The organism is Exiguobacterium sp. ZWU0009, from assembly GCF_000798935.2.
GTDB lineage: Bacteria > Bacillota > Bacilli > Exiguobacteriales > Exiguobacteriaceae > Exiguobacterium_A > Exiguobacterium_A acetylicum.
Genome location: NZ_CP018057.1, coordinates 669,635 through 692,675 on the forward strand (window position 1 = coordinate 669,635; position 23,041 = coordinate 692,675).

Annotated in this window: 22 protein-coding genes; 10 read left to right on the plus strand and 12 right to left on the minus strand. The window is 47.4% G+C overall.

What is annotated here, in order from left to right; genetic code table 11:
• Positions 1-127: 127 nt before the first annotated feature.
• The 5 genes from L985_RS03435 to L985_RS17010 form a co-directional block, all read right to left on the minus strand.
• Positions 128-2,026, minus strand: coding sequence for an ABC-F family ATP-binding cassette domain-containing protein (locus tag L985_RS03435; protein WP_029340872.1), 1,899 nt, complete (start codon positions 2,024-2,026; stop codon positions 128-130).
• Between the two features lies 1 nt (position 2,027).
• The gene (locus L985_RS03440) at positions 2,028-2,726 is read right to left on the minus strand and encodes a lysophospholipid acyltransferase family protein (protein WP_029340873.1); all 699 of its coding nucleotides are present in this window, start codon (positions 2,724-2,726) and stop codon (positions 2,028-2,030) included.
• A 78-nt stretch (positions 2,727-2,804) separates the two neighbouring features.
• Complete coding sequence (locus L985_RS03445) at positions 2,805-3,062, minus strand: hypothetical protein (protein WP_023467272.1); 258 nt, start codon at positions 3,060-3,062, stop codon at positions 2,805-2,807.
• 38 nt (positions 3,063-3,100) lie between these two features.
• Complete coding sequence (locus L985_RS03450) at positions 3,101-3,406, minus strand: hypothetical protein (RefSeq protein WP_029340874.1); 306 nt, start codon at positions 3,404-3,406, stop codon at positions 3,101-3,103.
• A 125-nt stretch (positions 3,407-3,531) separates the two neighbouring features.
• Positions 3,532-3,699 carry a hypothetical protein gene (locus L985_RS17010; RefSeq protein WP_023467274.1) on the minus strand — a complete coding sequence of 56 codons (168 nt, stop codon included), beginning with the start codon at positions 3,697-3,699 and terminating at the stop codon, positions 3,532-3,534.
• A gap of 233 nt (positions 3,700-3,932) precedes the next feature.
• Here L985_RS17010 and L985_RS03455 point away from each other — a divergent pair, with 233 nt between their 5' ends.
• The 5 genes from L985_RS03455 (at position 3,933) to map (ending at position 9,090) form a co-directional block, all read left to right on the plus strand.
• Positions 3,933-4,787, plus strand: a complete 855-nt coding sequence (locus L985_RS03455) for a CvfB family protein (protein ID WP_047395140.1) — start codon at positions 3,933-3,935, stop codon at positions 4,785-4,787.
• 332 nt (positions 4,788-5,119) lie between these two features.
• Positions 5,120-6,679: a degradosome RNA helicase CshA gene (locus L985_RS03460; protein WP_047395143.1), complete on the plus strand. Its 1,560-nt coding sequence runs from the start codon at positions 5,120-5,122 to the stop codon at positions 6,677-6,679.
• Positions 6,680-6,785: 106 nt separating this feature from the next.
• Complete coding sequence (locus L985_RS03465; protein ID WP_029340877.1) at positions 6,786-7,052, plus strand: hypothetical protein; 267 nt, start codon at positions 6,786-6,788, stop codon at positions 7,050-7,052.
• 72 nt (positions 7,053-7,124) lie between these two features.
• On the plus strand, positions 7,125-8,315 hold the full coding sequence (locus L985_RS03470; protein WP_047395146.1) for an EAL-associated domain-containing protein: 1,191 nt from the start codon (positions 7,125-7,127) through the stop codon (positions 8,313-8,315).
• A 13-nt stretch (positions 8,316-8,328) separates the two neighbouring features.
• A complete protein-coding gene (gene map / locus L985_RS03475) occupies positions 8,329-9,090 on the plus strand; it encodes a type I methionyl aminopeptidase (RefSeq protein ID WP_371742190.1) in 762 nt (253 codons plus the stop codon).
• Positions 9,091-9,167: 77 nt separating this feature from the next.
• On the opposite strand, the gene menC is transcribed toward map, so the two are convergent.
• The 6 genes from menC to L985_RS03505 form a co-directional block, all read right to left on the minus strand.
• Complete coding sequence (gene menC, locus L985_RS03480) at positions 9,168-10,238, minus strand: o-succinylbenzoate synthase (protein ID WP_052169483.1); 1,071 nt, start codon at positions 10,236-10,238, stop codon at positions 9,168-9,170.
• Positions 10,235-11,608 carry an o-succinylbenzoate--CoA ligase gene (menE, locus tag L985_RS03485; RefSeq protein ID WP_047395149.1) on the minus strand — a complete coding sequence of 458 codons (1,374 nt, stop codon included), beginning with the start codon at positions 11,606-11,608 and terminating at the stop codon, positions 10,235-10,237. Before menE ends, menC begins: the two co-directional genes overlap by 4 nt.
• A 72-nt stretch (positions 11,609-11,680) precedes the next feature.
• Positions 11,681-12,505: a 1,4-dihydroxy-2-naphthoyl-CoA synthase gene (gene menB, locus L985_RS03490; protein WP_023469886.1), complete on the minus strand. Its 825-nt coding sequence runs from the start codon at positions 12,503-12,505 to the stop codon at positions 11,681-11,683.
• 18 nt (positions 12,506-12,523) lie between these two features.
• A complete protein-coding gene (menH, locus tag L985_RS03495; RefSeq protein WP_047395153.1) occupies positions 12,524-13,300 on the minus strand; it encodes a 2-succinyl-6-hydroxy-2,4-cyclohexadiene-1-carboxylate synthase in 777 nt (258 codons plus the stop codon).
• Complete coding sequence (menD, locus tag L985_RS03500) at positions 13,297-14,925, minus strand: 2-succinyl-5-enolpyruvyl-6-hydroxy-3-cyclohexene-1-carboxylic-acid synthase (RefSeq protein WP_235609857.1); 1,629 nt, start codon at positions 14,923-14,925, stop codon at positions 13,297-13,299. The genes menH and menD overlap by 4 nt, the downstream gene beginning before the upstream one ends.
• Before the next feature lie 4 nt (positions 14,926-14,929).
• Positions 14,930-16,315 (minus strand): isochorismate synthase, encoded by a 1,386-nt coding sequence (locus L985_RS03505; protein WP_047395159.1) that lies wholly within the window; start codon positions 16,313-16,315, stop codon positions 14,930-14,932.
• Positions 16,316-16,474: 159 nt separating this feature from the next.
• Between L985_RS03505 and L985_RS03510 the strand changes: the two genes are divergently transcribed.
• The 4 genes from L985_RS03510 to L985_RS03525 all read left to right on the plus strand — a co-directional run bounded on the left by L985_RS03510 (position 16,475) and on the right by L985_RS03525 (position 19,910).
• Positions 16,475-17,368: a 1,4-dihydroxy-2-naphthoate polyprenyltransferase gene (locus L985_RS03510; protein ID WP_029340886.1), complete on the plus strand. Its 894-nt coding sequence runs from the start codon at positions 16,475-16,477 to the stop codon at positions 17,366-17,368.
• A 178-nt stretch (positions 17,369-17,546) separates the two neighbouring features.
• Positions 17,547-18,458, plus strand: a complete 912-nt coding sequence (locus L985_RS03515; protein WP_029340887.1) for a guanosine-inosine kinase — start codon at positions 17,547-17,549, stop codon at positions 18,456-18,458.
• Between the two features lie 28 nt (positions 18,459-18,486).
• Positions 18,487-18,915: an NUDIX hydrolase gene (locus L985_RS03520; protein WP_034785907.1), complete on the plus strand. Its 429-nt coding sequence runs from the start codon at positions 18,487-18,489 to the stop codon at positions 18,913-18,915.
• Between the two features lie 86 nt (positions 18,916-19,001).
• Positions 19,002-19,910, plus strand: coding sequence for a YihY/virulence factor BrkB family protein (locus L985_RS03525; RefSeq protein WP_029340889.1), 909 nt, complete (start codon positions 19,002-19,004; stop codon positions 19,908-19,910).
• A 51-nt stretch (positions 19,911-19,961) separates the two neighbouring features.
• Here the strand turns inward: L985_RS03525 and L985_RS03530 are convergent, their stop codons facing one another.
• Positions 19,962-21,911 carry a heavy metal translocating P-type ATPase gene (locus tag L985_RS03530; RefSeq protein ID WP_052169485.1) on the minus strand — a complete coding sequence of 650 codons (1,950 nt, stop codon included), beginning with the start codon at positions 21,909-21,911 and terminating at the stop codon, positions 19,962-19,964.
• Positions 21,912-22,096: 185 nt separating this feature from the next.
• On the opposite strand from L985_RS03530, the gene L985_RS03535 reads away from it, so the two are divergent.
• On the plus strand, positions 22,097-23,026 hold the full coding sequence (locus L985_RS03535) for a DMT family transporter (protein ID WP_029340891.1): 930 nt from the start codon (positions 22,097-22,099) through the stop codon (positions 23,024-23,026).
• The last annotated feature ends 15 nt before the right edge of the window (positions 23,027-23,041 follow it).

Below are 23,041 nucleotides of genomic sequence, written 5' to 3' on the forward strand. Positions count from 1 at the left end.
TGCTATAACATTACCCGATATCTAGCATGAATTCACATTTATTTTCATATTAAAAAAGAAATAAAGAGATGGCTCCCATTTCATGAAAAAAGCGGAGTTCTTGTCAGTGAAGAACTCCGCTTTGAAATCATTGATTGGATTGGCGATAGGTCTCGAATGCTTCGATCTTCTCGGATAGGTATGACCAATACTCCATCCGTTCATCAAGCATCGCTTTCGTTTTTTCGATGGATTGGTACAGTTCATTGACCTTACCGAGATCGCTTCCTGCCGAAGCAAGTTCGGCTTCTAATTGCTCCAATTCAGCCTCACTCTCTTCGATTTGTTGTTCAATGACAGCCCAATCTTGCTGTTCCTGGTAGCTCAATTTCTTCGGTGCTTCTACTTTAGGTAGATTAACTGAAGTGGTTTTTTCAACGATGACTGAAGGAGCAGGTATCGTGATTTGCTCGAGATAGTCTGTATATTGTCCGTAATAGAAAACGATATTCGCATCTTCGAAAGCAATCAGACGATCGACGACCCGATCGAGGAAATACCGATCATGACTGACTGTGATGACGGTGCCTGGGAATGATTCCAAATAATCTTCGAGTACGGATAACGTTTCGGTATCCAAGTCGTTCGTCGGCTCATCGAGGAAGAGGACGTTCGGTTCCTCCATCAAAATCGTCAACAATTTCAATCTCCGCTTTTCTCCACCAGATAGTTTACCGATTTGTTTATATTGTGCTTCTGGCTTAAAGAGAAACTGTTCGAGCATCTGACTTGCCGTGATTTCTTCACCAGCAAGTGTCGTGATGACTTTTGCGATCCGTTCGACCTCATCGATGACACGGCGTTCTGGATGCGTGAACTCGGCAAATTGCCCATAAAAGCCAATCTTCACCGTTTCGCCGTGAATGATTTCACCGGTTGTTGATTCTAAGCGTTTCGCAAGGATTGAAAGAAGTGTTGATTTTCCGCTCCCGTTTCGCCCGACGATACCATACCGTTCTTTCCGTCCGATCAGAGCGTTAAACGATTCAAAAAGAGTCCGTTCACCAAATCGATGCGAGACATCATGCGCTTCGATGACCTTTTTACCAAGACGGGTCGAACCGACTTGTACTTCGAGTGTCGATTCTTCTTCCTCGTACGAGAGGTCTTGTAAAGCATCCACGCGCTGGATCCGAGCTTTTTGTTTCGTCGTCCGCGCCTTTGCTCCGCGACGCAACCAGGCGAGTTCGCGACGGAGGATGTTTTGACGTTTTTCTTCCATAGATGCTGTCCGTTCACGACGTTCGGCACGTTTCTCAAGAAACGATTCATAGTTTCCGACATAGAAATAAGCCGTACCGTTCGCGATCTCCATCATATGATTCGTCACACGATTCAAGAAATAGCGGTCGTGGGTGATCAGTAGAATCGCACCACGGTATTCCTTGATTTGAGTTTCAAGCCAACTGATCGTCTCGGCATCGAGTTCGTTCGTCGGCTCATCGAGAAGGAGAAGATCGGCTTCATCGAGTAAAGCTTCAGCGAGTCCGACACGCTTGCGTTGCCCTCCAGAAAGAGAGCCGATCAACGCGTTCAAGTCGAGGATGCCGAGTTTGTTTAAAATCATCTTTAAGCGTGATTCCGTGTCCCAAGCTTGCGCAGCATCGACTTCTGTCTGAGCAACGATGAAGCGGTTGAGTAACGTTTCACTCGTCGGATCTTGTTCGAGTGCTAGACGCGCTGTTTCATAGTGACGTAACGCGTTAATCGTTGGTGTATCACCAGACAACAATACTTCCATGACCGTTTGGTCTTCCGGATAATCGGTCGTTTGCGATAGCAAGCGGATCCGATAATCATTCGGGTGATGCATCGTACCAGCGTCTGCCGTCTCTTTACCTGCCAAGATATGCAGGAGAGTCGACTTACCGGTACCATTGACGCCGATGATGCCAATCCGGTCGCCGGGTGAGACGGAGAATGTCACATCTTCGAAGACGATTTTATCGGCAAATTCTTTTTTGAGATTTTCTGCTTTCATTAACATATTAGACACCTTCTACAATCTGTTTGATTTGCTGTTCGACTGTCTGGACGAGTTCTTTCTGCGTCATCGTACTCGGATCAATCGACGGTAAGATCGTGACGTCGACCGTGGCGGGACGAATCTTACCCGTCTCCTCCATGACACGATAACTCCCTGAAATTGCGACGGGTACGACGCGAGCGCCACTTGAGGTCGCGAGTGTGAAGCTTCCCGCTTTGAACTCCGCCATTGGACCGCCTTTGGAGCGTGTTCCTTCCGGGAAGATGATCATCGATTGTCCGTCCTTGATCGTCTCGACACCAGAACGAATCGCTTTCAGCGATTGGCGTCGATCTTTTCGATCAATCATGACACATCCCATCAGATTCATCCAAACATTGACGATTGGAATTTTATTCACTTCGATTTTTGAGATGAATGCTTTCGGTTTATCGATTGTTCCAAGTAGAATCGGGACATCGAAGTTCCCTTGGTGATTCGAGATGAAAACGACGGGTTCGTTTGCCGGGATGTGTTCACGACCCGTCACGTTGACACGAACACCAGCGAGTCGGAGAAGAGAGTTTGCCCAGGCACTTGCTACACGCTGGACGAATGCATAGCGCGCGAGGTGCGTTCGACGTTTTGCACTAGGTAAAAACGGTAAGGTACAGGGTAAGACAAGTCCAAAATAAATGAACCATATGACAGTACGTATCATGGTGAAGTGACAGCTCCTTTTTTCATTACTGATGTTATTGTACAAAAAAAGACCGGGCGTCGCACCCGGTCTGCGTGATTATTCCCAGTAACGAGGTTCAGATTCCTCTTCGCTTTCTCCTAGTTCAAAGGTGAGGCGACGTGTCGTTGGATCAACAGAGAACGTAGCGTTCGTATTGTCGATCTGTTTGATTTCCATCGTTTCCTCATCCAAAATGAGAGTCAAGCGGACCTTATCTTCGTGATCTACGAGCAGTACGCCATCTTCCTTCAACCATAAATCGATGACAGGGGAGTAGCGAAGTGTCCAACCGTTTGATAAAGGGATTTCGTTCATAATGAATCTGTTCCTCCTAGATGATGAAATCGTGTTCTTTACTTATCATGCTGGTCTGTCGCGGAGAATGCAAGTGGTGTGCTGGAATCTTGTTGAGGATAGGAGACTTGATAAGAAAGTTCACGCTTTTTCATCCGTTCGTATTGTTTTTTGACACGACGGTGTTGGACGTATTCAATATAAGTCAGATAGGACGTACGTATCAGCTGGCGGATTGATGATAGTGACAGACAAATCGCTAGCGTAAAGACGAACACACCGATCGAACTCGTATAATAACCGGTAACAAAACTTAAATATGTAGTGATGAGACCCGCAATCGTCGTGAATAAGTAGAAGAGCACGTCCGTTTCCTCCTCGAAATTAAAATAATGGTATGTCCATTACAATTCGAGGTAAGTCGTGATTTTCCTTTATCGTCCTGTAAATGTCCGGAAAAAATAAAAAATCCACACGGAAGGTGTAGATTTTAAGGGCGATCGATTTGCTGAAGCGCTGGTGTCTTCGGTGTCATATCCGTACTGTTCGATCCTTCTGCGAAGACGATTCCAATCGTAGCAAGGAACGCAAAAAATGCAAAAACCAATGTTTTCGTGAAGCGTCGTGCGAACGAACGCGATTGAATGTTATGAAACATTTTTATCCCCCATATTTACCTAAACTAAACCTTCTTTTTCCTGTTATTTAATCATATATCTTTTTTTCAAAAAAATCACGCAAATGTGTTCCGTTCACAAATATGTCACAAATGTCATCGTTGTGTCGATATCAGAGATGAATGAAAAAAGAGTATAGTATGGTAGGGAAAGAACAGCAGAACGATTCACAAGGACTGGAATCGATTCAAATACAGAGAGGAGATGACCCGAAATGGGATTACGCGCAGGACAGGTTGTCACATTAAAAGTAGAACGCGAAGCAGAGTTTGGAGTGTTTCTGACAGATGGAAATGAAGACGTGTTGTTGCATAACAATGAACAAACACGGAAAGTAGCCCTCGATGAAGAGGTAGAAGTCTTCTTGTATCAAGATAATGAAGGGCGTCTAGCATCATCAATGACGATTCCAGAAGCTTCATTTGAAGACTATGTCAAGACGACGGTTAATGGAACACGCTATAATACAGGAGTGTTCGCGAATATCGGCATTCAAAAAGACGTTCTCGTCTCACTCGACGATTTGCCGCAGCGCCGGATGTTCTGGCCAGAAGAAGGCGATCAACTCTTCATTCGTCTGAAACATGATCAGAAGCTTCGGTTACTCGGAGACCCTGCACCTTATGCATACTTCAACTTACGTGCGAAGCCAGCTCCAGAAGAGTGGAACAACATGGACGTTGAAGGTCTCGTCTTCTCACAACGCGAACCAGGCGTTAACGTCTGGGTCAACGATCAATCGATCGGATTCTTACATGAACGTGAGATGGAACGCTGGCCGCGTCTTGGAGAAGTCTTGAAATTACGAGTGACAAATGTAAAACCAGATGGTACAGTATTACTTTCAGCACGACCACGTGCCTTTGAAGCCATTGATACAGACGCGGAGTTGATTCTGAACCATCTACTTGAACATGATGGTCAGATGCCGTATGGTGATAAGACAGCTCCCGAGACGATCGATGAAGTATTCGGTCTCAGTAAGGCAGCATTCAAACGAGCGCTCGGTCGCCTGTTGAAAGACAAAAAAATAGAAAAAAATGAAACGGGTATTCGGTTGACGAAATAATCGGACCGAGTAAGCCTGCGTTTCGAATAGATAGTAAGGAATTCATCATTTTGGTGGTTGCGGCTGGTTTGATTACCGGCGACCATTTACTGAATATACCCCATCACTAGTGGGGGCACGCGATGACGTTCATCGCACGGTCCGGGCATTACGCCTTTCCCTCGCCCTTATGGCAACGATTATGATGGTGACTTCCCTAAACATTATTATAAGAGAAACCACTCTATCTTTATGTGATAGATTCTGTTATAATAGGTAGTCGATTGTATTCGTTACGGTAGCGTCTGTTTAGTGGCAGACGCTTTTCATATGACAAAGGAGAGTATTTAGCATTGACAACATTTCGTGAATTAAATCTTAGTGAGGCACTTATCAAAGGTGTCCTAAAAATGGGCTTCGAAGAAGCAACACCAATCCAAGCAGAAACAATTCCAGTCGGACTCAGCGGCGTTGACTTAATTGGTCAAGCACAAACAGGTACTGGTAAAACTGCAGCATTCGGTATCCCAACAATTGAGCGTCTTGACGCAAAATCACGCCACATCCAAGCGTTGATTCTTGCTCCAACACGTGAACTCGCAATCCAAGTAGCAGAAGAATTGAACCGGATCGGTGAAGTAAAACGCGTTCATGCACTTCCTGTTTACGGCGGTCAGCAAATCGATCGTCAAATCCGCGCACTTCGCAAAAATCCACAAATCGTCGTTGCGACACCAGGACGTTTGATGGACCACATGAACCGTAAGACGTTGAACCTCGATCACGTTCAAACGGTCATCCTTGACGAAGCAGATGAGATGTTGAACATGGGATTCGTCGAAGACATCGAAAAAATCCTCGGTGCACTTCCTGAAACACGTCAAACACTCTTATTCTCAGCAACGATGCCACCGCAAATTCGTAAAATCGCAGATCGTTTCATGACGACTCCGACACACATCAAAGTCAAAGCAAAAGAAATGACAGTTGAAAACATCGACCAGTCATTCATCGAATTGAAAGAAAGCCAAAAATTCGACGTTCTTTGCCGTTTGATCGACACGGATTCTCCGGAACTCTCAATCATCTTCGGTCGTACGAAAAAACGTGTTGACGAAATGACTGAAGGCTTGATCCAACGCGGATACACAGCTGACGGTTTACACGGTGACTTAACGCAAGCAAAACGTGACCAAGTCATCCGTCGTTTCAAAAAAGGAACGATTGATATCCTCGTCGCGACAGACGTTGCAGCACGTGGTCTTGACATCTCTGGTGTCACACACGTCTACAACTTCGACGTCCCACAAGATCCAGAGAGCTATGTTCACCGGATCGGTCGTACGGGTCGTGCTGGTAAAACAGGATCGGCTGTCACATTCGTTACACCACGTGAATTCGGTCAAATCAAAACAATCGAACGTGTCACAAACAAAAAAATGTCACGTCGTCATGCGCCAACACTTGACGAGATCTTAGAAGGCAACTTGAAGCTTGCTGCACAAGAACTCATCAAACGCGTTGAAGCAAAAAATTCACAAGAATATACGACACTTGCACAAGAACTCTTAGAAGAGTACGAAGCAGTGGAACTTCTTTCAGCAGCACTTAAAGGATTGACGAAAGAGCCGGACGCAACACCAGTCCAAATCTCTTCAATCGAACCAATCCGCGTGAAACGTTTCGGTAGCAACGGTGGTGGAAACCGTCGTCCTTACGGAAACAAAGGTGGAAGTGGAAGCGGCAACCGCAGTGGCGGATACCGTGGAAACAACCCACGCGGTGGCGAGCGTCGTGAAGGTGGTCGTTCATCTTCTTCATCAGATCGTCGTGAAGGCGGTTATGCTGGACGTAGCAACCGTAGCGAAAGCGATCGTAACCGTGGTGGACGTAAACCACGTTTTGAAAAGTAAACGATTCGAACCGATTTGTCACAGACAAGTCGGTTCTTTTTTATGATTTATCTGAGCGGTCATGATAAAATGAGCCATGAACGATAGGGAGAGGGCTGAATCATTCGTGTATACCATTTATGTAGCAGCATCCGTCTGTCTCGTTGCACTGATTATCGCGACGAAAAAGATTTGTGAGCGGACGACAAAAGGACATTTTCGTTATATTCCGTTGGCGACCTTATTATTCGGTGGCATCATCTTTCTTGTGCTAGCCATCGGTAAGGGAGGAGCCGTCGGAATTCAATACGGCGTCCTGAGTATCATCTACTTGACGGCGACATTCGGTGTGTACTTGTATATCGCTTTGCGGAAAGATACGACGTTATCGTAAAACAGGGGCTCTCTCGTTACAGAGAGGCTCTTTTTTTGTTAAGATAGAACAAGAGTACAAGGGGGTAATAGAATGGATGCATTAGATGTCATCGTTCATCCCGAAGAGATAGAGGCGTGGTTTCAACCGATCGTAGGCGCTGCCCCTTTTAAGGTGGAAGGGTATGAAATCCAGTCCCATTTTCGTGGAGAACCGTTAAAACCATTTTTTCAGGAAGATGATGTTCCAATCGAGTATCAACTCGAAGTCATGGGGCATGTCGTCCGTCAAGCATTCCTAAAAGTACCCTCCGATGCACAAGCGTTCATCTTAATCCGTTGCCGTCCAGCTTGGCTGTTTGAAAACGGTGGCGAGGACTTCTTGCATGTCTTACGGACGGTCGACTCATCGTTTCCAAAAGAGCGGATGTATGTCACATTGACGGACGTCCAAGTCGATGATTTTGACCGTCTAGGTCGGATCGTCGCATATTACCAGAACTCTGGACTGAAGGTAGCGCTGGACCGTGCGGAAGCAACGAGTCTCGAACGTGTCTTTTCGATGTCACCGGATATGTTGATCGTCGATTTATCCTCCATGATTGAGAAAAAGACTGTCTCAGCGTCATATCCGCATCTCTTACAGACGATGGAGCACCTCTGTGATCAGCTCGGAGCGCCACTTTTGTATAAGAATATCAGTCATCTCGGTCAACTTCGGTATGCGTGGCAGCACGGAGGGCGTTACTACATGGGGAATTTACTTGGAGAAGCATCACCTGAATGGGTCATGACCTGTCCTGGTATGGAAGTGTTGATCCATGAAGTTCCGATGTTCTACAAATATGATCGCGAACAGATGAATCGCTTGTTCCAACTGGAGCAAGACTGGACAGTCCGATTTAAGGAAGATTGTCAGTCCTTGAAGCCGGAGCAAGATCTCGACCAATGGTTGCTGACGCTCGCCCGGAAGATGGAGCCGGAATTCATCCGGTTTTATATCACGGATGCGAATGGATTCCAACAATCTTCAAACGTCAGTAAAAAAAGTGGGGAGTGGAAACTGTATTCTTTCTACAAAGGATACAACTGGAGTTTTCGTCCTTACTTCATCCGGACGACGGTAGCGATGGAACGACGACATAGCGGATATTTGTCCGAACGATATGTCGACTTCAGCTCGAGCGAACAAACGCGGACATTTAGTATGCCGCTCGGTAATGGGATGTTCTTATTTGCGGATATTTCTGCAGATTATCTATATCAAGAACGATTGAGTGAATGAGGAGGAAATGAAAGTGTTAGATTATGATTACGAGGCATTACGAGAAATTGGACGAATCGTCGCCATGGCACGCGATGAGATGGCGGATGCCGTCAAACCCGGAATCACGACGAAGGAACTCGATGACATCGGAGCACGTATCCTGAAGGAACAGGGGGCAGAGTCTGCTCCAATCGTCATGTACGATTTCCCAGGAGCGACATGTATCAGTGTCAACGATATCGCAGCACACGGTATCCCAGGGAAGTATGTCATTCAAGAAGGCGATATCGTCAATGTCGATGTCTCAGCTGTGAAAAATGGCTATTACTCGGATACAGGGAAGACGGTTATCGCAGGAGAAGCAAAACGTCCGGAAGATGTCCGACTCGTTGAAGTATCATTGACGGCGCTTGAGAAAGGACTCGAGAAGGTCAAAGCCGGAACGAAGGTCAACCAGATTGGAAAAGCGATCTACGCTGAGACACGTAAAAGTGGTTTCACGGTCATCCGTAACTTAGCAGGACATGGTCTCGGGAAGACACTTCATGGTGAGCCAGAATCTATCTCGAACTATTTCAATCGTGAAGAAAACGATTTGTTGAAGGAAGGGCAAGTCATTGCTGTCGAGACGTTCATTTCAACGGGAGATGAGTTCTGTATCGAAGATGAGCGGGATGGTTGGACGTTATACACACCGAACCGGAGTCTCGTCTCACAATTCGAGCACACTGTCGTCGTCTTAAAAGACGGGTATGAGATTTTGACGAAAGTCGATGGCAAAGAATCGTTCTAAGAAAAGCTCATATAGTAAAACACGAGAAGAGGCAAAGGAAATTAATCCATTGCCTCTTTTTTGTCGTAGTGTTCTTGTTACAAGGAGATTCGAGAGGTTGCCAATTTGTTCAATTGTGATTCGGATACGGCCGGAGCGGAATACCGTATGTGTCCGTGTTCGACATGATACGGAGACTCGAGCAAATCTTCTTCGAAATAATCGGCAGTACTTGCCATATCGATCGGATAAGCGAGTCCAGGAAGTGTTGCAAAAGCAAGAGTCTGACGACGCCCAATACCGCTCTCGAACATTCCCCCGAGCCAGTAAGGCGCTTTTGTTCGAAGGGACAAAGCGTTCGTCAGTCCACCGACGCGTGCCGGTTTGATGTTCAGTATCTGACCGGCGTGCAGCGTCTGCATCAACTCGGCATCCGCTGGAGCGACGATGGATTCATCGAGGCAAATCGGTGTCTGTAAGAGTGCGGCGAGTCGTTGATGCCCGGACCAATCCGATGCTGCGAGCGGTTGTTCCATCATAACGAGACCAAATGAATCCCACTGTTGTAACAGGGGAAAGTCCGCTTCAGTAAAACTACCGTTGGCGTCAAACATCAAAGGCGCATCAGGAAAAGCGGCGCGAACCTGCTCGAGAACGCCCGTGTCTGTCGGAGCGAGCTTCAGTTTGATCCGTCCATACCCGGAAGTGAGGGCTTGTCCTACGGCTTCGACGGTTTGTGCGGCAGAAGCTCGTCCGAGTGCTTTCCCGCAAGGTACGATGGATGATTCATCACCTCCGAGATACGTGGCGAGCGATTGCCTGGAAGCTGCTGCGAATAATTCATAGATTGCTCCTTCGAACATCGCCTTTGCCATCGGATTACCTTGGATGATGCGGAAACGATCCGTGACGTCTGCTGGATGATGGAGTGGCTTTTCAAGTAACTGATACAGCAGCGGGGCGACTCCTTGGAGAGAGTGTTGTGTTTCGGACGTATACCATGGTGTATCGAACGCGACGCCTTCTCCATAACCGATTCGCCCTTCCGAATCGGTCAGACGTAAAATCGTCGTCCGGCGCACCGTCAAAGTTGAGAGGGCGGTTTGCATCGGACGCCGAAAGACGAGTGGAACATCGAACAGTTCGGCAGAGCGTAGTGCAATACTCATAATGACTCCTTCAGTTGCTTGCGTAACAATTTACCATTCGCATTACGCGGTAAAGTGCTGTGATAGACGTAATCAACCGGACATTTATATTTAGCGAGCAATTGACTGATCTCGGTTCGGATGGTTGTCTCTTCAAGGCTACTGACGATGAAGGCGACCGGAACTTGTCCCCATGTAGGATCAAATCGTCCAACGACACCTGCTTCTTGAATCCCATTGATCGAGAGAAGCGCTGATTCGACTTCAGCCGGATAAATATTTTCTCCACCTGAGATGATGAGGTCGCTTCGACGATCGAGGACATAGAGGTATCCATCGGCGTCCATACGTCCTAAGTCCCCAGTCTTAAAAAAACCATCTGCTGTAAAAGCGTCTGCCGTTTTCTCTTCCTCATGAAAATAGCCTTTCATGATTGTTGGCCCTTTGACTTCGATTTCTTGATGACGCGTGATGCGGATTTGTGTCGGATGAATCGCTTGTCCGGCCGAGCCGATTTTTCGTAAAGCATCCTCGGGCAAGAGAGTTGCGATTTGGGAAGCCGTTTCCGTCATGCCGTATGTCTGCATGACAGGGATGTTGCGATCAAGGGCTCGCGTCAGAATCGGTAATGGAACAGGACCGCCTCCTGTCAGTACGACGCGAAGCGCGTGACGACGTAGCCCGGCTTCGAGCAACCGGTCGAGCATGACCGAGACGAGTGAGACATGGGTAATCTTTTCCGTCGTGATCCAGTGCAAGGCGCGTTCTGGGGAAAAATGTGGCTCGAGGATGATCGGCACTCCGTAGATGACCGCCCGGTAGACGACGGCTAACCCACTCATATGAAATAGCGGTGTGACGATCAAAAAACGATCCTCTGGCAGTGATCCGATATGACGCGCGGCGTTCGTCGCACTCGAGAAATGATTCAACATTGTTTGTTCGACGGCTTTCGGATGTCCGGTCGTACCACTCGTAAAGAGCATCGATTGGACGTATTGCTTGGGCATATGACGGATCAACAGGTCAGGGGCTTCTTTTTCATAAGAGAAAGCCACACACGGGATCCTTGTATCGAGTGTTCGGTCCGTCACGATGAGCCGTACATCTGCTTGTTTGAATTGACGTAACACTTCTGTCTGTGTCAAACGTGTGTTAATCGGAACGACGGTCAATTCGAGCAACTGAGCCGCGTGAAGTGCGACGATGTAGCGCGCACTCGATGGACCATAAAGCGCAATCCGGTCTCCGCGTGTCACGATCGTCGCCCATGTACTTGCTAAGCGGTGAGCACGTGTATACAGTTCAGACCACGACCATCGCTCGGTTTCCGTAATGAGCGCGACGTCATCTGGTTGTTCTTTTGCCCGTGTATAGATCCAAGGATACAAAATAGTCACTTCCTTTTGAGATGAATATACGAAAAAGGTTCAATGTCAGAAGACGATTGAACCTTTTTTTCATTATGGGAAACGCGGGAACTGTCCGAAGTCCGGATTGCGTTTTTCTTTGAACGCATCGCGTCCTTCTTTTGCTTCGTCTGTTGTGTAGTAAAGCAACGTAGCGTCTCCAGCGAGTTGCTGAATCCCTGCAAGACCATCTGAGTCGGCGTTGAATGCCGCTTTGAGGAAACGAAGAGCCGTTGGTGAATGTTGAAGGATTTCAGCACACCATTGAATCGTTTCTTGCTCGAGATCTGCGAGTGGAACGACCGTGTTGACGAGTCCCATATCAAGTGCTTGCTGTGCGTCATATTGACGGCAGAGGTACCAGATTTCGCGCGCTTTCTTGTGTCCAACGACGCGTGCGAGGTAACCAGAGCCATATCCAGCATCGAATGAACCAACTTTTGGACCAGTTTGTCCGAAGCGGGCGTTGTCTGCAGCAATCGTCAAGTCACATACGAGGTGAAGGACGTGTCCGCCGCCAATCGCATAACCTGCGACCATAGCGATGACTGGTTTTGGGATGACACGAATCAAACGTTGAAGATCAAGGACGTTCAAGCGTGGAATTTCGTCATCACCGACATATCCACCATGTCCGCGTACCTTTTGGTCTCCACCAGAACAGAATGCGAGATCGCCTTCACCTGTTAAGATGATGACGCCGACATTTTGATCGTCACGTGCACGTGAAAATGCGTCGATGAGTTCGTGGACCGTGTGTGGTCGGAACGCATTGCGAACTTCAGGACGGTTGATCGTGATTTTTGCGATCCCGTTCCATTGTTCATATTTGATGTCTTCATAGCTGCGGGCTGATACCCATTCCGGAGCATATTTCATTTGAATTCCCCCAATATGTTAGTGATGAATAAGTAGATTCTTTACCATTGTAACAAACTTTTGCGGTTGGTCGATATGTGGAGCGTGCGAAGCGTGCAAAATCACGTGAATTTTTTCAGGTGATGCCGCGCGCGAAGCGATGGCACGGAATTTTTCATCCTCTGCCCCGACGATCCAATCAATCTCTTTCGGAAGGCATGACCAAAGGGATGGCATGCTCCCTGTACCTTGTGCACGTAAAGAAGCACTCAGACCTTCAACCGTTTGGGACATGCGCTCCTGACGCAGTTGCGTGCGTTGCTGTTCTTTGAGAAGGGCTTGGGGTTTAAATAGTCCAAGTGTCTCCCAGTAATCGATGAAAGCTTTGAGTCCGTCTTTTTCAAGTCGCTCCGCTAACTTTCGATCGGATGCACGACGTACTTTTCGCTCGCTTGCCGTCTGGATACCGGGTGTCGTACTAACAGCAATCGTCCGAGCGATTTGCTCAGAGACGACGCTCAGCATTAAAGCAATTCGTCCACCCATCGAATATCCAAGGACGATCCATTGCTCGGATCGCGTAGCGAGCAGTGCCTCGAGATCCTTGACCTGTTGCGTCAAACGCATTCGTTGCTCAGATGCCGGTGTCGTTTTTCCATGTCCCATCAAATCCAGACGGTAGACGGTGAAGTGGGTCGATAAATGCTCACTTAGCAGGTTCCACGTCGAGAGGGAGCCTGTAAAACCATGAAGCAATAGGAGCGGTGGACCCGATCCCTCGATTTGCACATGATACGTATGCCCACGCAAAATCATTGGAACACCTCGGCTAGCGCTTGATTCGTTACGTCCCAGATCGAACGGTGCATCTGTACGTTCTCTGTTCGTGTTGTCTTGACTTCAAGAATCCGAGTGACGTTCGTCTCTTCCGCAAGTGCTTGACGTAACGCGGCGATCGAATCGATAGCCTGATAAGTTACGCCGTAGCCGGAGGCGAGAGAAGCGAAGTCGAGATGCTGCGGTGTGCCGAAGAGTGGTTCGAAGACTTCCTGCTCAAGTTGTTGTTGCGGTAAAAAGCTAAAGATGCCGCCACCCGCATTGTTGACGAGAATGATCGTTAGCGGAAGCGTCCGTGCTGTCATCAGACCGTTGATATCATGAATGAACGCCAAGTCACCGACGAGTAAGTAGCGATGCTTGGCATCAAACGTTGCTCCTAGCGCACTGGAGAGAATCCCGTCAATCCCGTTCGCTCCTCGGTTCGCGAGTAGACGAAGCGGTGTTCCTGTCGGTAGGAACGTATCGACATCCCGGATTGGCATGCTGTTCGAAACGAAGAGACTTCCGTCCTGTAACGTCGCCAATGCACGGACGACGTTATATTCCGTCATCTTTTCTTGATCGATCGTCGCAAAAGCACCGACGACGCATCGCTCCGCCTGTTGCAACAGTGTCAGATATGCAGGGTCGTGCGGAACAGATTCATGATGCGCGAGTTGTCGCGCGTGACCAATTATGAAATCAGAATGAAGTTGCGGGTCGCGCCAGTTTCCTGGATGACCGACGACCGTCGTCGGAATATCCCGAGACCAAAGCAGATAAGGTTTTGACGTCGGCATGGCACCAAAACGAATGATTCGATCTGGTCTGACGTGCTGAGCGGTAGCTGGATGTTTGAGCCATGTATCGTAATAGGCAAAAACGTGAGCATCATGCGATTGTCTTCCTTGACTGAGTGGATCCGCTAACACCGGAATCCCTGCTTGTTTCGCATACGAAATGACAATCTGACTGTCCGCCGCAGTGAGTTGTGGCCCAAGTACAAACAGAAGACGTTCTTCTTGAAGCACGGTCGCTAAAACGCTGTTTACTCCCGGTGTTGGTTCAGGTAAAACACCGACCGGGCGCCCTGTCCGTAAGAGATCTACTTCCGGTACGAGGGGTTCACGTAACGGAACATTGATTTGAACCGGTCCTGCTGGTTCCGTCAGGGAGAGTAGGGTTGCACGTTGTGCGACATGAGCGACGTAAGGAAGGCTTGCCTCTTCTGCTAAAGGAAGATCAAACGCATGCCGAACCTGCTTTCCGTACAGGCCGACCTGATCAATGGCTTGTGGCGCACCGACATTCCGTAATTCGTGTGGTCGATCGGCGGTCAAGACGATCAACGGAAGTTCAAAGATGTTCGCTTCGGTCACTGCTGAATAATAGTTCGTCGCAGCGGTACCGCTCGTACAAATCAATGCAACGGGACGAACGCGTTCTTCCGTCCGTGTTAGACCTAAAGCAAAAAAACTAGCCGACCGTTCGTCAACAAGGACGTGGGTACGGCTAGAAGGATGCAGAAAAGCAGCAATGGCAAGTGGTGTCGAACGGGAACCGGGACTGATGACGAAGTCCCGGACACCAGAAGCGACGAGCGTATCAATTAACGTATGCATCCACTTAGTCAACATAAATATCATCCTTTTCAATCGAACCGACGTGTCCAAGTGCTTGGACCATCGGTGATAGTTTAGTTTCCGTCTCTGCCAGTTCACTATCGAGATGAGAGCCTTCGACGAGACCACAACCGGCATAAAGAATGACCGCCCGTTCTGTAAATAATCCAGATCGAATAGCAACGATGAATTCCCCGTCATCCTGTCCGTTCATCCAACCAACAGGTGAACCGTACCATCCTCGTTCGAACGTCTCGATTTCTTGGATGGCATCGACTGCTAACTGCTTTGGTTCGCCCCCAAGCGCAGGTGTCGGATGCAGTTTTTCGATTAATTGGAATAACGTCACATCTTCTTTTAAATGAGCTGTGATCGGTGTATAAAGATGTTGGATATGGCGATTCTTCAAGAGAATCGGTGTATCCGGACAATCCAGTTCCTCTGAAAAGACAGATAATGTTCGTTCGATCGAATCCGCGACGATTCCGTGCTCCACCCGGTTCTTTTGATCTTGTAATAACGATTGACCGAGTGCTTCGTCCATCTCATCCGTCGCGTGGCGTGGTGCAGAACCAGCGACGGCTGCTGTTTCAAGACGACGTCCACGTTTTAAGACGAGTCGTTCCGGTGTAGCGCCGATGAAGGCTTCTTCTGGATTCGGTTGGAAACAGAAGACGTAGCTGCCGGGTTGCGTATCTTCGAGTTCAGCGACGACAGCGGCTACGTCGAGCGGACGATCCAGCTCATAGACGACTTCGCGCGCCAGGACGATTTTTTCAAGTGTCGTCTCCAAGTAGTGCATCGCTTGATGGAACGAAGCTTCAAAGGCTTCATTTCCGTCCCGCGATAGTCGTAAGCGTGTGACGCCTGTCGAAGTCGATGCATGCGGTTGATTGACTTTGGCGAAATCGAGTGCGAGTTCATTTAAAATCGAATCGACTTGATCCATAGGCTCGACGCGAGCAAAAATCGTCACACGTGTCTTGCCATCTTGTTCTAGAAATAAAAACTTCGGAATCGTCATCGAAGCGTCTCCGAAGGAAGACCAACGATAATCCGGTTGTTTGAGCTCGGTAAACGAAAATCCGCTGAACGCAAATAAATCATGACCGACATGATCGCGATTCAAGTTTGCCCATTGCGATTGAATCCGTAAAAAACGATCCGTTCCTGAAGCCTGAAGTTGTTGTACGATGCCAAACCCGATGGCCCGCATCGAGCGATCAGGTGTCGCGAAATAAAATCGTTCCTCGATACCCTGTTCGAGGGAACGCATGTCAGTTGCTTCGATTTCCCATGAATACGAAGCGAGTATAGGTCGTTGTGAGGCGTTCGCCTGACTGACGGCCTGTTCGATACACTGTTTTAGCTCTTGTTGAGCGTAAGCCATACCGCTCATTGCCCCCTAGTCTATAGATACTGTGATATGTTTCACTTAATCTAAGTGTAAACTTTTTGCGGACAAAAAAGAAGGAATAAGCTATCTCTGATTGAACATTGACAGCAAAAAACGAAACCCGATACACTTAGACAGGAAAGGGGTTATTATATGAATAAATCAATCGCTGTCTATTGGCGAATGACACGACCGCATACGTTAACAGCAAGTTTTGTTCCGGTCGTCGTCGGTACGGCAGTTGTCGCACCACGCGTGGAATCGATACGCTTGGATTTGTTCGTGGCGATGTTGATCGCGTCGATGCTGATTCAAATCGCAACGAATCTGTTCAATGAATACTACGATTACAAACGGGGTTTAGATACGGAGGAATCGGTCGGAATCGGTGGATCGATCGTGCGTGATGGATTCAAGCCGGGAACGATCCTAGCGTTCGCACTTACGTTGTATGGCATCTCGGCATTACTTGGTGTGTATCTGTGTATCGAGACGTCGTGGTGGTTGCTTGTCGTCGGACTCATCTCGATGTTCGTCGGATATATCTATACAGGGGGACCGCTGCCAATCGCCTATACACCGTTTGGAGAGGTCGTTGCAGGCTTTTTCATGGGGTATATCATCATCGCGATTTCTGCGTACTTGCAAATTGGTTATGTTCCGACAGAAGCCGTTGCGATTTCGGTACCAGTCGCCATCTTGATCGGCTCGATCCTGCTTGCGAATAACATTCGGGACTTGGATAATGATAAGGTCAACGGACGAAAAACGATTGCCTGTCTCGTCGGACATCGCCGTGCTGTTTACGTCTTGATCGGATTTTTTGCGGCAGCTGTCCTGTCTCTCATTATTGCTGTACTCGCATTCGAAGTCTCATGGTTTGCGTTACTTGCGTTGTTAAGTATTCCACTCATGATCAAAGCAGTCCGTCTCTTCTGGGAAGACTTGCCACCGGAAAAACTGATGCCTGGTATGGCACAGACTGGTAAAGTGAATACGATTTTCGGACTTTTACTCGCAATCAGTCTCGTGATCGCGAATATCTAATCTTAATTTAAAGTAGCAGGCGATTCGCTTGCTGCTTTTTTTACGTGAAGATAGGGAACAGTTAGAAAAAAAGTACTTCGGTTGTCACTGATTTAAAATTTTACTATAATTGAAGCAATGTGCCTGAAAGATCAAACAAGGTCGGAAATCAGGAAATATGGTTAGAGGTGGAACTGAAATGAATAAAATCGCGGTAATCGGAAAAGTATTCGTCGACATAAAAGGAACTTCGTTCGCTCCTTTGCATAAGGATGCGAAAAACGTAGGAGACATCACGTTTTCAAATGGAGGAACAGGACGCAACGTAGCACAAAATCTAGCCGTCCTCGGGAATGAAGTTCGCTTTATCTCGACGGTTACGAATGATCAGATTGGCGTGGGAGTGCTCGATGAGCTGAAATCCTACGGTGCGAATGTGGATCACGTCGAAATGTTAGAAGATCATGGAATGGGTATGTGGCTAGCTGTCATGGATAACGAGGGTGACTTGCAAACATCGATCTCGAAACAACCGGATGCCAAGTTGCTCGAAGAGGCGATTTTACGTCAATCGATCTATGCACTCGATGGAGTCGATGCCGTTGCAATCGATTTGGATTTGTCCGTCACGGTCTTAGAACGTTTGATTCATTTATGTCGTAAGATGGAGTTGCCATTGTTTGGTGTTTGTGGTCACTTGAGCGTCATCGAACGAAATCGTCATCTGCTACAAGGGTTCACTGGATTCATTTGTAGCCGAGAAGAGGCTGAAATTCTGTCTGATCTATCGATCGTGACGGTCGAAGATGCGATTCATGTAGCAAATGAGCTAGCGAAAAAGGGCGCTCCGTTTACGGTCGTGACGATGAGTGAACTGGGGGCGGTCTACGTTGATCGTCGTACGGCGACATCAGGTCACGTCGGAACGAAAAAAGTGAAGGTTGTCGACTCAACGGGAGCAGGCGATTCCTTCTTCTCCGCAGTCTTGTCCGAATTGACACAGGAAAAGTCAGCAGAAGAGGCTTTGAAGCTTGGTATGAAGGTCGCAGCAGAAGTCATCGCTTCAACAGAGAATGGACTCGTTCCTGAAATGCTAGATGCTCTTCAATAAGTAGAAATGATAAAAGGGAGGTGGCGTCATGCCGATTCAACGAAGTGCAATCATTTTACGAAACGAACAGGATGAAATTGCGTTGATCCGACGGGATAAACCGAACGAAACGTATTATGTCTTTCCAGGCGGTGGGAAAGATGACGGAGAATCGTTAGAAGAAACAGCGATTCGCGAAGCACATGAAGAACTTGGCATCGACGTGGAGTTGACCGGTATTGCCGCCATCGTCCGTTTTAATGGATTCGATAATCCTTATTTTTGGGCGAAAACAATTGGTGGTCAGTTTGGCACGGGTACGGGTGAAGAATTCGAAGAGGAAGGATCGGGTTATACACCGGTCTGGATCAAGCGTTCGGAGCTACCTTCGTTGCCAATTCGTCCACCGTCACTTGCCAAACAACTGGCAGAAATGACAGAACCATTCTATGAATTAATCCTTTCTGAAAACGAATGAGGTTTTAGTTGAAATAAAATGGGAAAAGTATATTAAAACAATGAGGTGGTCTTCGACTGCCTCTTTTTCATGAAGGAGAGATGACGATGGCGCATTCACGCGATCCAAAAGGGCTTGCCCTGAACTTAAAGCAGCGAATGTCCGATCATAATATCACGGATTATGCAGGGACACTCGCCTATTACTGGTTTTTATCCATTTTCCCAGGAATCATTTTCGTCATTTCGGTCTTATCATTCTTTGATATCGATCGTCAGACACTCGAGTCACAAATTCGGGACCTAGCGCCAGGCGGAGCCGTTAATACGTTCACGGATACAATTTTCCAAGCCATCAAAGAACCGCAGGGTGGTCTGTTATCGATCGGTGCGATTCTTGCTGTCTGGTCCGCTTCCAAAGGAGTCGATCGTTTGATCACGACAGCAAACCATGCCTATGGTGACTTCTCTCCCCGTGGTTTTGTCGCAGCGCGTGGGATTGCCTTGTTACTCACGATCGTGCTCGGAGTCGGGATGTTGTTGCTGATCGTCTTGAATGTGCTCGGTGGTCCGATCATTACGTATCTTGCCAACTTCGTGTTGCCGATCGATATGGGGCAAAAAATCCTACTGACGGTCTTACGATATGTCGTATCGACGATTCTATTGATTGGTATCCTGTCGATTTTTTACCGCGTCGCACCAAAGCGCCCGATTACATTTAAAGAGGCAATTCCAGGAGCCGTCTTTGGTGTCATCGTCTGGCAATTATTATCGGTTGGATTCGGATTTTACGTCTCGAACTTCTCGAACTACAATCAGACCTACGGTTCGCTCGGTAGTGTCGTCATCTTGTTATTATGGCTCTACTTCACAGGGCTGATCATCTTGCTCGGTTCTGAATTGAACGCATCATGGGAACGGTTCATGAAAAAAGCGGATCCAAAAAAGATGGAAGAAAAGCGCTTGAAGGAACAAGCGGAACTTGATGCGATTCCGACGAATACGTTCGGATGAAGATACGAAAAAACGTCTGACTGCCTTGCGGCAATCAGACGTTTTTTCGTGTTAAGCAGCTAATCGTTTCTCAGATGAACGCTGTGGAAGACTTGGTAAAGCATCCTGTTGAAGAAGGCGTAAACCGTTCAGGATGACAAGAATCGTTGATCCTTCATGTCCGACGACAGCGAATGGCATGATTAGGAACTGGGACAAATTCGATGCGATCAATAGGAGAATGACACCGATCGCTAGCGTGATGTTTTGTTTGACGATCCGGTTCATCTTCCGCGCTTTATGCACGGCATAGGCAAGGCGACCTAAATCATTTTTCATCAAGACGACGTCAGCGGTCTCGAGCGCGGCATCTGTTCCTTCACCCATTGCGATACCGACATGTGCTAGTGCAAGGGCAGGGGCATCGTTAATGCCGTCACCTACCATCGCGACGGTCCGACCTTCTGTTTGGTATTGCTTGATATAGCGGACCTTATCTTCCGGTAGACATTCAGCAACGAAATCCGTTAATCCTGCTTCACGTGAGATGGCAGCTGCCGTGACTGGATTATCACCTGTTAACATGATCGTTGCGATGCCGAGATCATTTAAGGCAGCAATCGCTGTTTTAGCCTCTGGGCGAATCGTATCACGTAACGCATAAAGCGCTACAATCTGTGCTCCATTACTGACATAAACGATCGTATGCCCTTGTTCTTTCAGTGACTGTTCCATCGCGACGAATGGATCGTCTAAACCATCGTGGAATGCCCGTTTACCGATACGATAAGTGATGCCATCGACGGTTGCTTCAATTCCGTATCCTGTTACATCTTTAAACGTTGATGGTTCGCGGACATCGGTTTTTAAGTGATTGACGATCGCTTGTGCGAGCGGATGGTTCGACTGTGCTTCGATGGAAGCAACTGCTTGCTGAACTGTTCGAACGTCCATGCCTTCCGCATAACGACTTTCAGTGACGACGGGTTTCCCTGTTGTCAGTGTACCCGTTTTATCGAAGACGATCGTGTCGACTTGTCCGAGTGTCTCGATGTGTGCGCCTCCTTTAAAGAGAACGCCATTTTTCGCAGATGCGGCAATTGCAGATAAGGCAGCAGGCGTAATCGATGCAACAAGAGCACAAGGTGAGGCGACGACGAGAAGAATCATCGCGCGGTAAATACTTGTCTCAAACGTCCAACCGACGACGTAATGAGGGAGGACCATCATGAGTGCGACAACGAGGAGGACGATTTTGACATAACGGCTTTCAAAGCGTTCGATGAACTGAGCAGATGGTGATTGCTCACTTTGTGCATTTTGGACCATATGAATGATCTTTTGGAACAACGATTCGTCAGCAGCTTTCGTCATCTCAATCGTCAAGACCCCATTCATGTTGACAGTTGAGTTGTAGACGGTATCGCCCGTTTGTTTTTCAACCGGAATCGATTCACCTGTAATCGATGCTTCTTCGATCGCTGCTTGACCACGAACGATGACACCATCGACCGGAATTCGTTCCCCCGGACGAACATAGACAAGGTTACCAATCGCTAATTGTTCGATTCCAACGACTTCGAGTTGTCCGTTTGCATTCAGACGTGTTGCTTCCTCAGGTTGTAAAGACATTAAACTTTGTAAGGCACGTTCGTTCTTATTCATCGTATATGTTTCAAGGGCACCGGATAACGCGAAGATGAAAATGAGGATCGCACCTTCCATCCAGTAGCCGATGGCAGCAGCACCGATCGCTGCTAAAATCATCAGCAGTTCGACATTCAACGTTTTTTCTTGATACGTCTCCGTCAATCCTTCCTTCGCTTTTGCATATCCTCCGATCACATATGCGGATAAGTACAATGTGACATAAACGGCAGACGCCGCATTGAATTTTTCAAGTCCGTAAGCAACTAAAATCAATATTCCGCTAAACAATGCTAGAATCAATTCGTGATGCTCATCCCAAGCATGACGGAATACGGAACGCTGTTGAACATCGGTAGTAGTGGAAGTCGTCATATTAAAACTCCTTTCGAAATGTAAATGAGAAATGAAATCATTATAGAAAGAGAATGAGAATGTGATATATCAATGAGTTTAACTGATTGATAATGAGTTTCATTGTCTCTAGATTATAATTATTATTATCTGTAGAATTACTATACCATGCTTCAGTGAAAAGGAACAGGAAAGGAACTAGAAAGATGCAAAAAATTTTAACCCATCGGATTGGACTCGTCGTCTTTGCGTTATTGACGACTTTTTTGTGGGGAAGTGCGTTTCCCTTCATTAAAAAAAGTTATGACTTATTACAGATCACGTCTTCGGAATACGGAGAGCAACTGCTGTTCGCAAGCTATCGTTTCTTTTTGGCAGGTGTGCTGTTACTTGTCGTCAGTGTCCTCGTCTTCAAACAGACGATTACGCTGAAGGAGCGGACCTATGCCTATAGTCGTCTTGGCTTCTTTTTGACGTTCTTGCAGTATGTCTTCTTTTATATCGGTTTGTCGTTATCAACCGGCGTACAAGGATCAATCATTGCGGGATCGACTTCGTTCTTCCAGATGTTGCTGGCTCATTTTCGATATGAAGACGATCGACTGAATCGGTTTAAAGGACTCGCCTTATTCCTTGGATTCACAGGTGTTATCTTGGCCAACTGGCCGCAAGGGGGGCAAGGTGTCTCGTTTGGAGTAGGGGAAGGATTGTTGATTGCAGCAATGGTTTCCGGAGCGTTCGGTAATTTAATCGCGAAAGAATACTCGGCACATTATCCTGTGGCACCGATGACTGGATGGGCGATGGTCATTGGATCAATCGGTCTCTTCATCGCAGGAGTCATTCTCGATGGTCACGTCGCACCGTTCACTTTTTCAACGACAAGTGCTTGGATGCTCATGTATCTTGCCTTCTTATCAGCAACTGGATTTACGCTTTGGAACTTACTGATGAAATATAATCCGGTCAGTAAAGTATCATTGTTCATGTTCTTCGTACCGATTTATGGTGTCAGTTTATCTGCCTTGATTTTGGGCGAGACGATTCCACCGCAAGCGTTGCTTGGATTACTCTTCGTCGTCAGTGGTATTTTAGTATCGACGTACCTTCCTGTTTGGTTTCAAAAGCGAGGTTGACGAAGATTCAGAATC

Coding starts and splice junctions, on each gene's coding strand:
- L985_RS03435 (WP_029340872.1), bottom strand. CDS start 2,026: ATGTTAATGAAAGCAGAAAATCTCAAAAAAGAATTTGCCGATAAAATC.
- L985_RS03440 (WP_029340873.1), bottom strand. CDS start 2,726: ATGATACGTACTGTCATATGGTTCATTTATTTTGGACTTGTCTTACCC.
- L985_RS03520 (WP_034785907.1), top strand. CDS start 18,487: ATGCCGATTCAACGAAGTGCAATCATTTTACGAAACGAACAGGATGAA.
- menC (WP_052169483.1), bottom strand. CDS start 10,238: ATGAGTATTGCACTACGCTCTGCCGAACTGTTCGATGTTCCACTCGTC.
- L985_RS03455 (WP_047395140.1), top strand. CDS start 3,933: ATGGGATTACGCGCAGGACAGGTTGTCACATTAAAAGTAGAACGCGAA.
- menH (WP_047395153.1), bottom strand. CDS start 13,300: ATGATTTTGCGTGGGCATACGTATCATGTGCAAATCGAGGGATCGGGT.
- L985_RS03510 (WP_029340886.1), top strand. CDS start 16,475: ATGAATAAATCAATCGCTGTCTATTGGCGAATGACACGACCGCATACG.
- L985_RS03445 (WP_023467272.1), bottom strand. CDS start 3,062: ATGAACGAAATCCCTTTATCAAACGGTTGGACACTTCGCTACTCCCCT.
- L985_RS03535 (WP_029340891.1), top strand. CDS start 22,097: ATGCAAAAAATTTTAACCCATCGGATTGGACTCGTCGTCTTTGCGTTA.
- menD (WP_235609857.1), bottom strand. CDS start 14,925: ATGCATACGTTAATTGATACGCTCGTCGCTTCTGGTGTCCGGGACTTC.
- L985_RS03525 (WP_029340889.1), top strand. CDS start 19,002: ATGGCGCATTCACGCGATCCAAAAGGGCTTGCCCTGAACTTAAAGCAG.
- menB (WP_023469886.1), bottom strand. CDS start 12,505: ATGAAATATGCTCCGGAATGGGTATCAGCCCGCAGCTATGAAGACATC.
- L985_RS03515 (WP_029340887.1), top strand. CDS start 17,547: ATGAATAAAATCGCGGTAATCGGAAAAGTATTCGTCGACATAAAAGGA.
- L985_RS17010 (WP_023467274.1), bottom strand. CDS start 3,699: ATGTTTCATAACATTCAATCGCGTTCGTTCGCACGACGCTTCACGAAA.
- L985_RS03505 (WP_047395159.1), bottom strand. CDS start 16,315: ATGGCTTACGCTCAACAAGAGCTAAAACAGTGTATCGAACAGGCCGTC.
- L985_RS03530 (WP_052169485.1), bottom strand. CDS start 21,911: ATGACGACTTCCACTACTACCGATGTTCAACAGCGTTCCGTATTCCGT.
- L985_RS03470 (WP_047395146.1), top strand. CDS start 7,125: ATGGATGCATTAGATGTCATCGTTCATCCCGAAGAGATAGAGGCGTGG.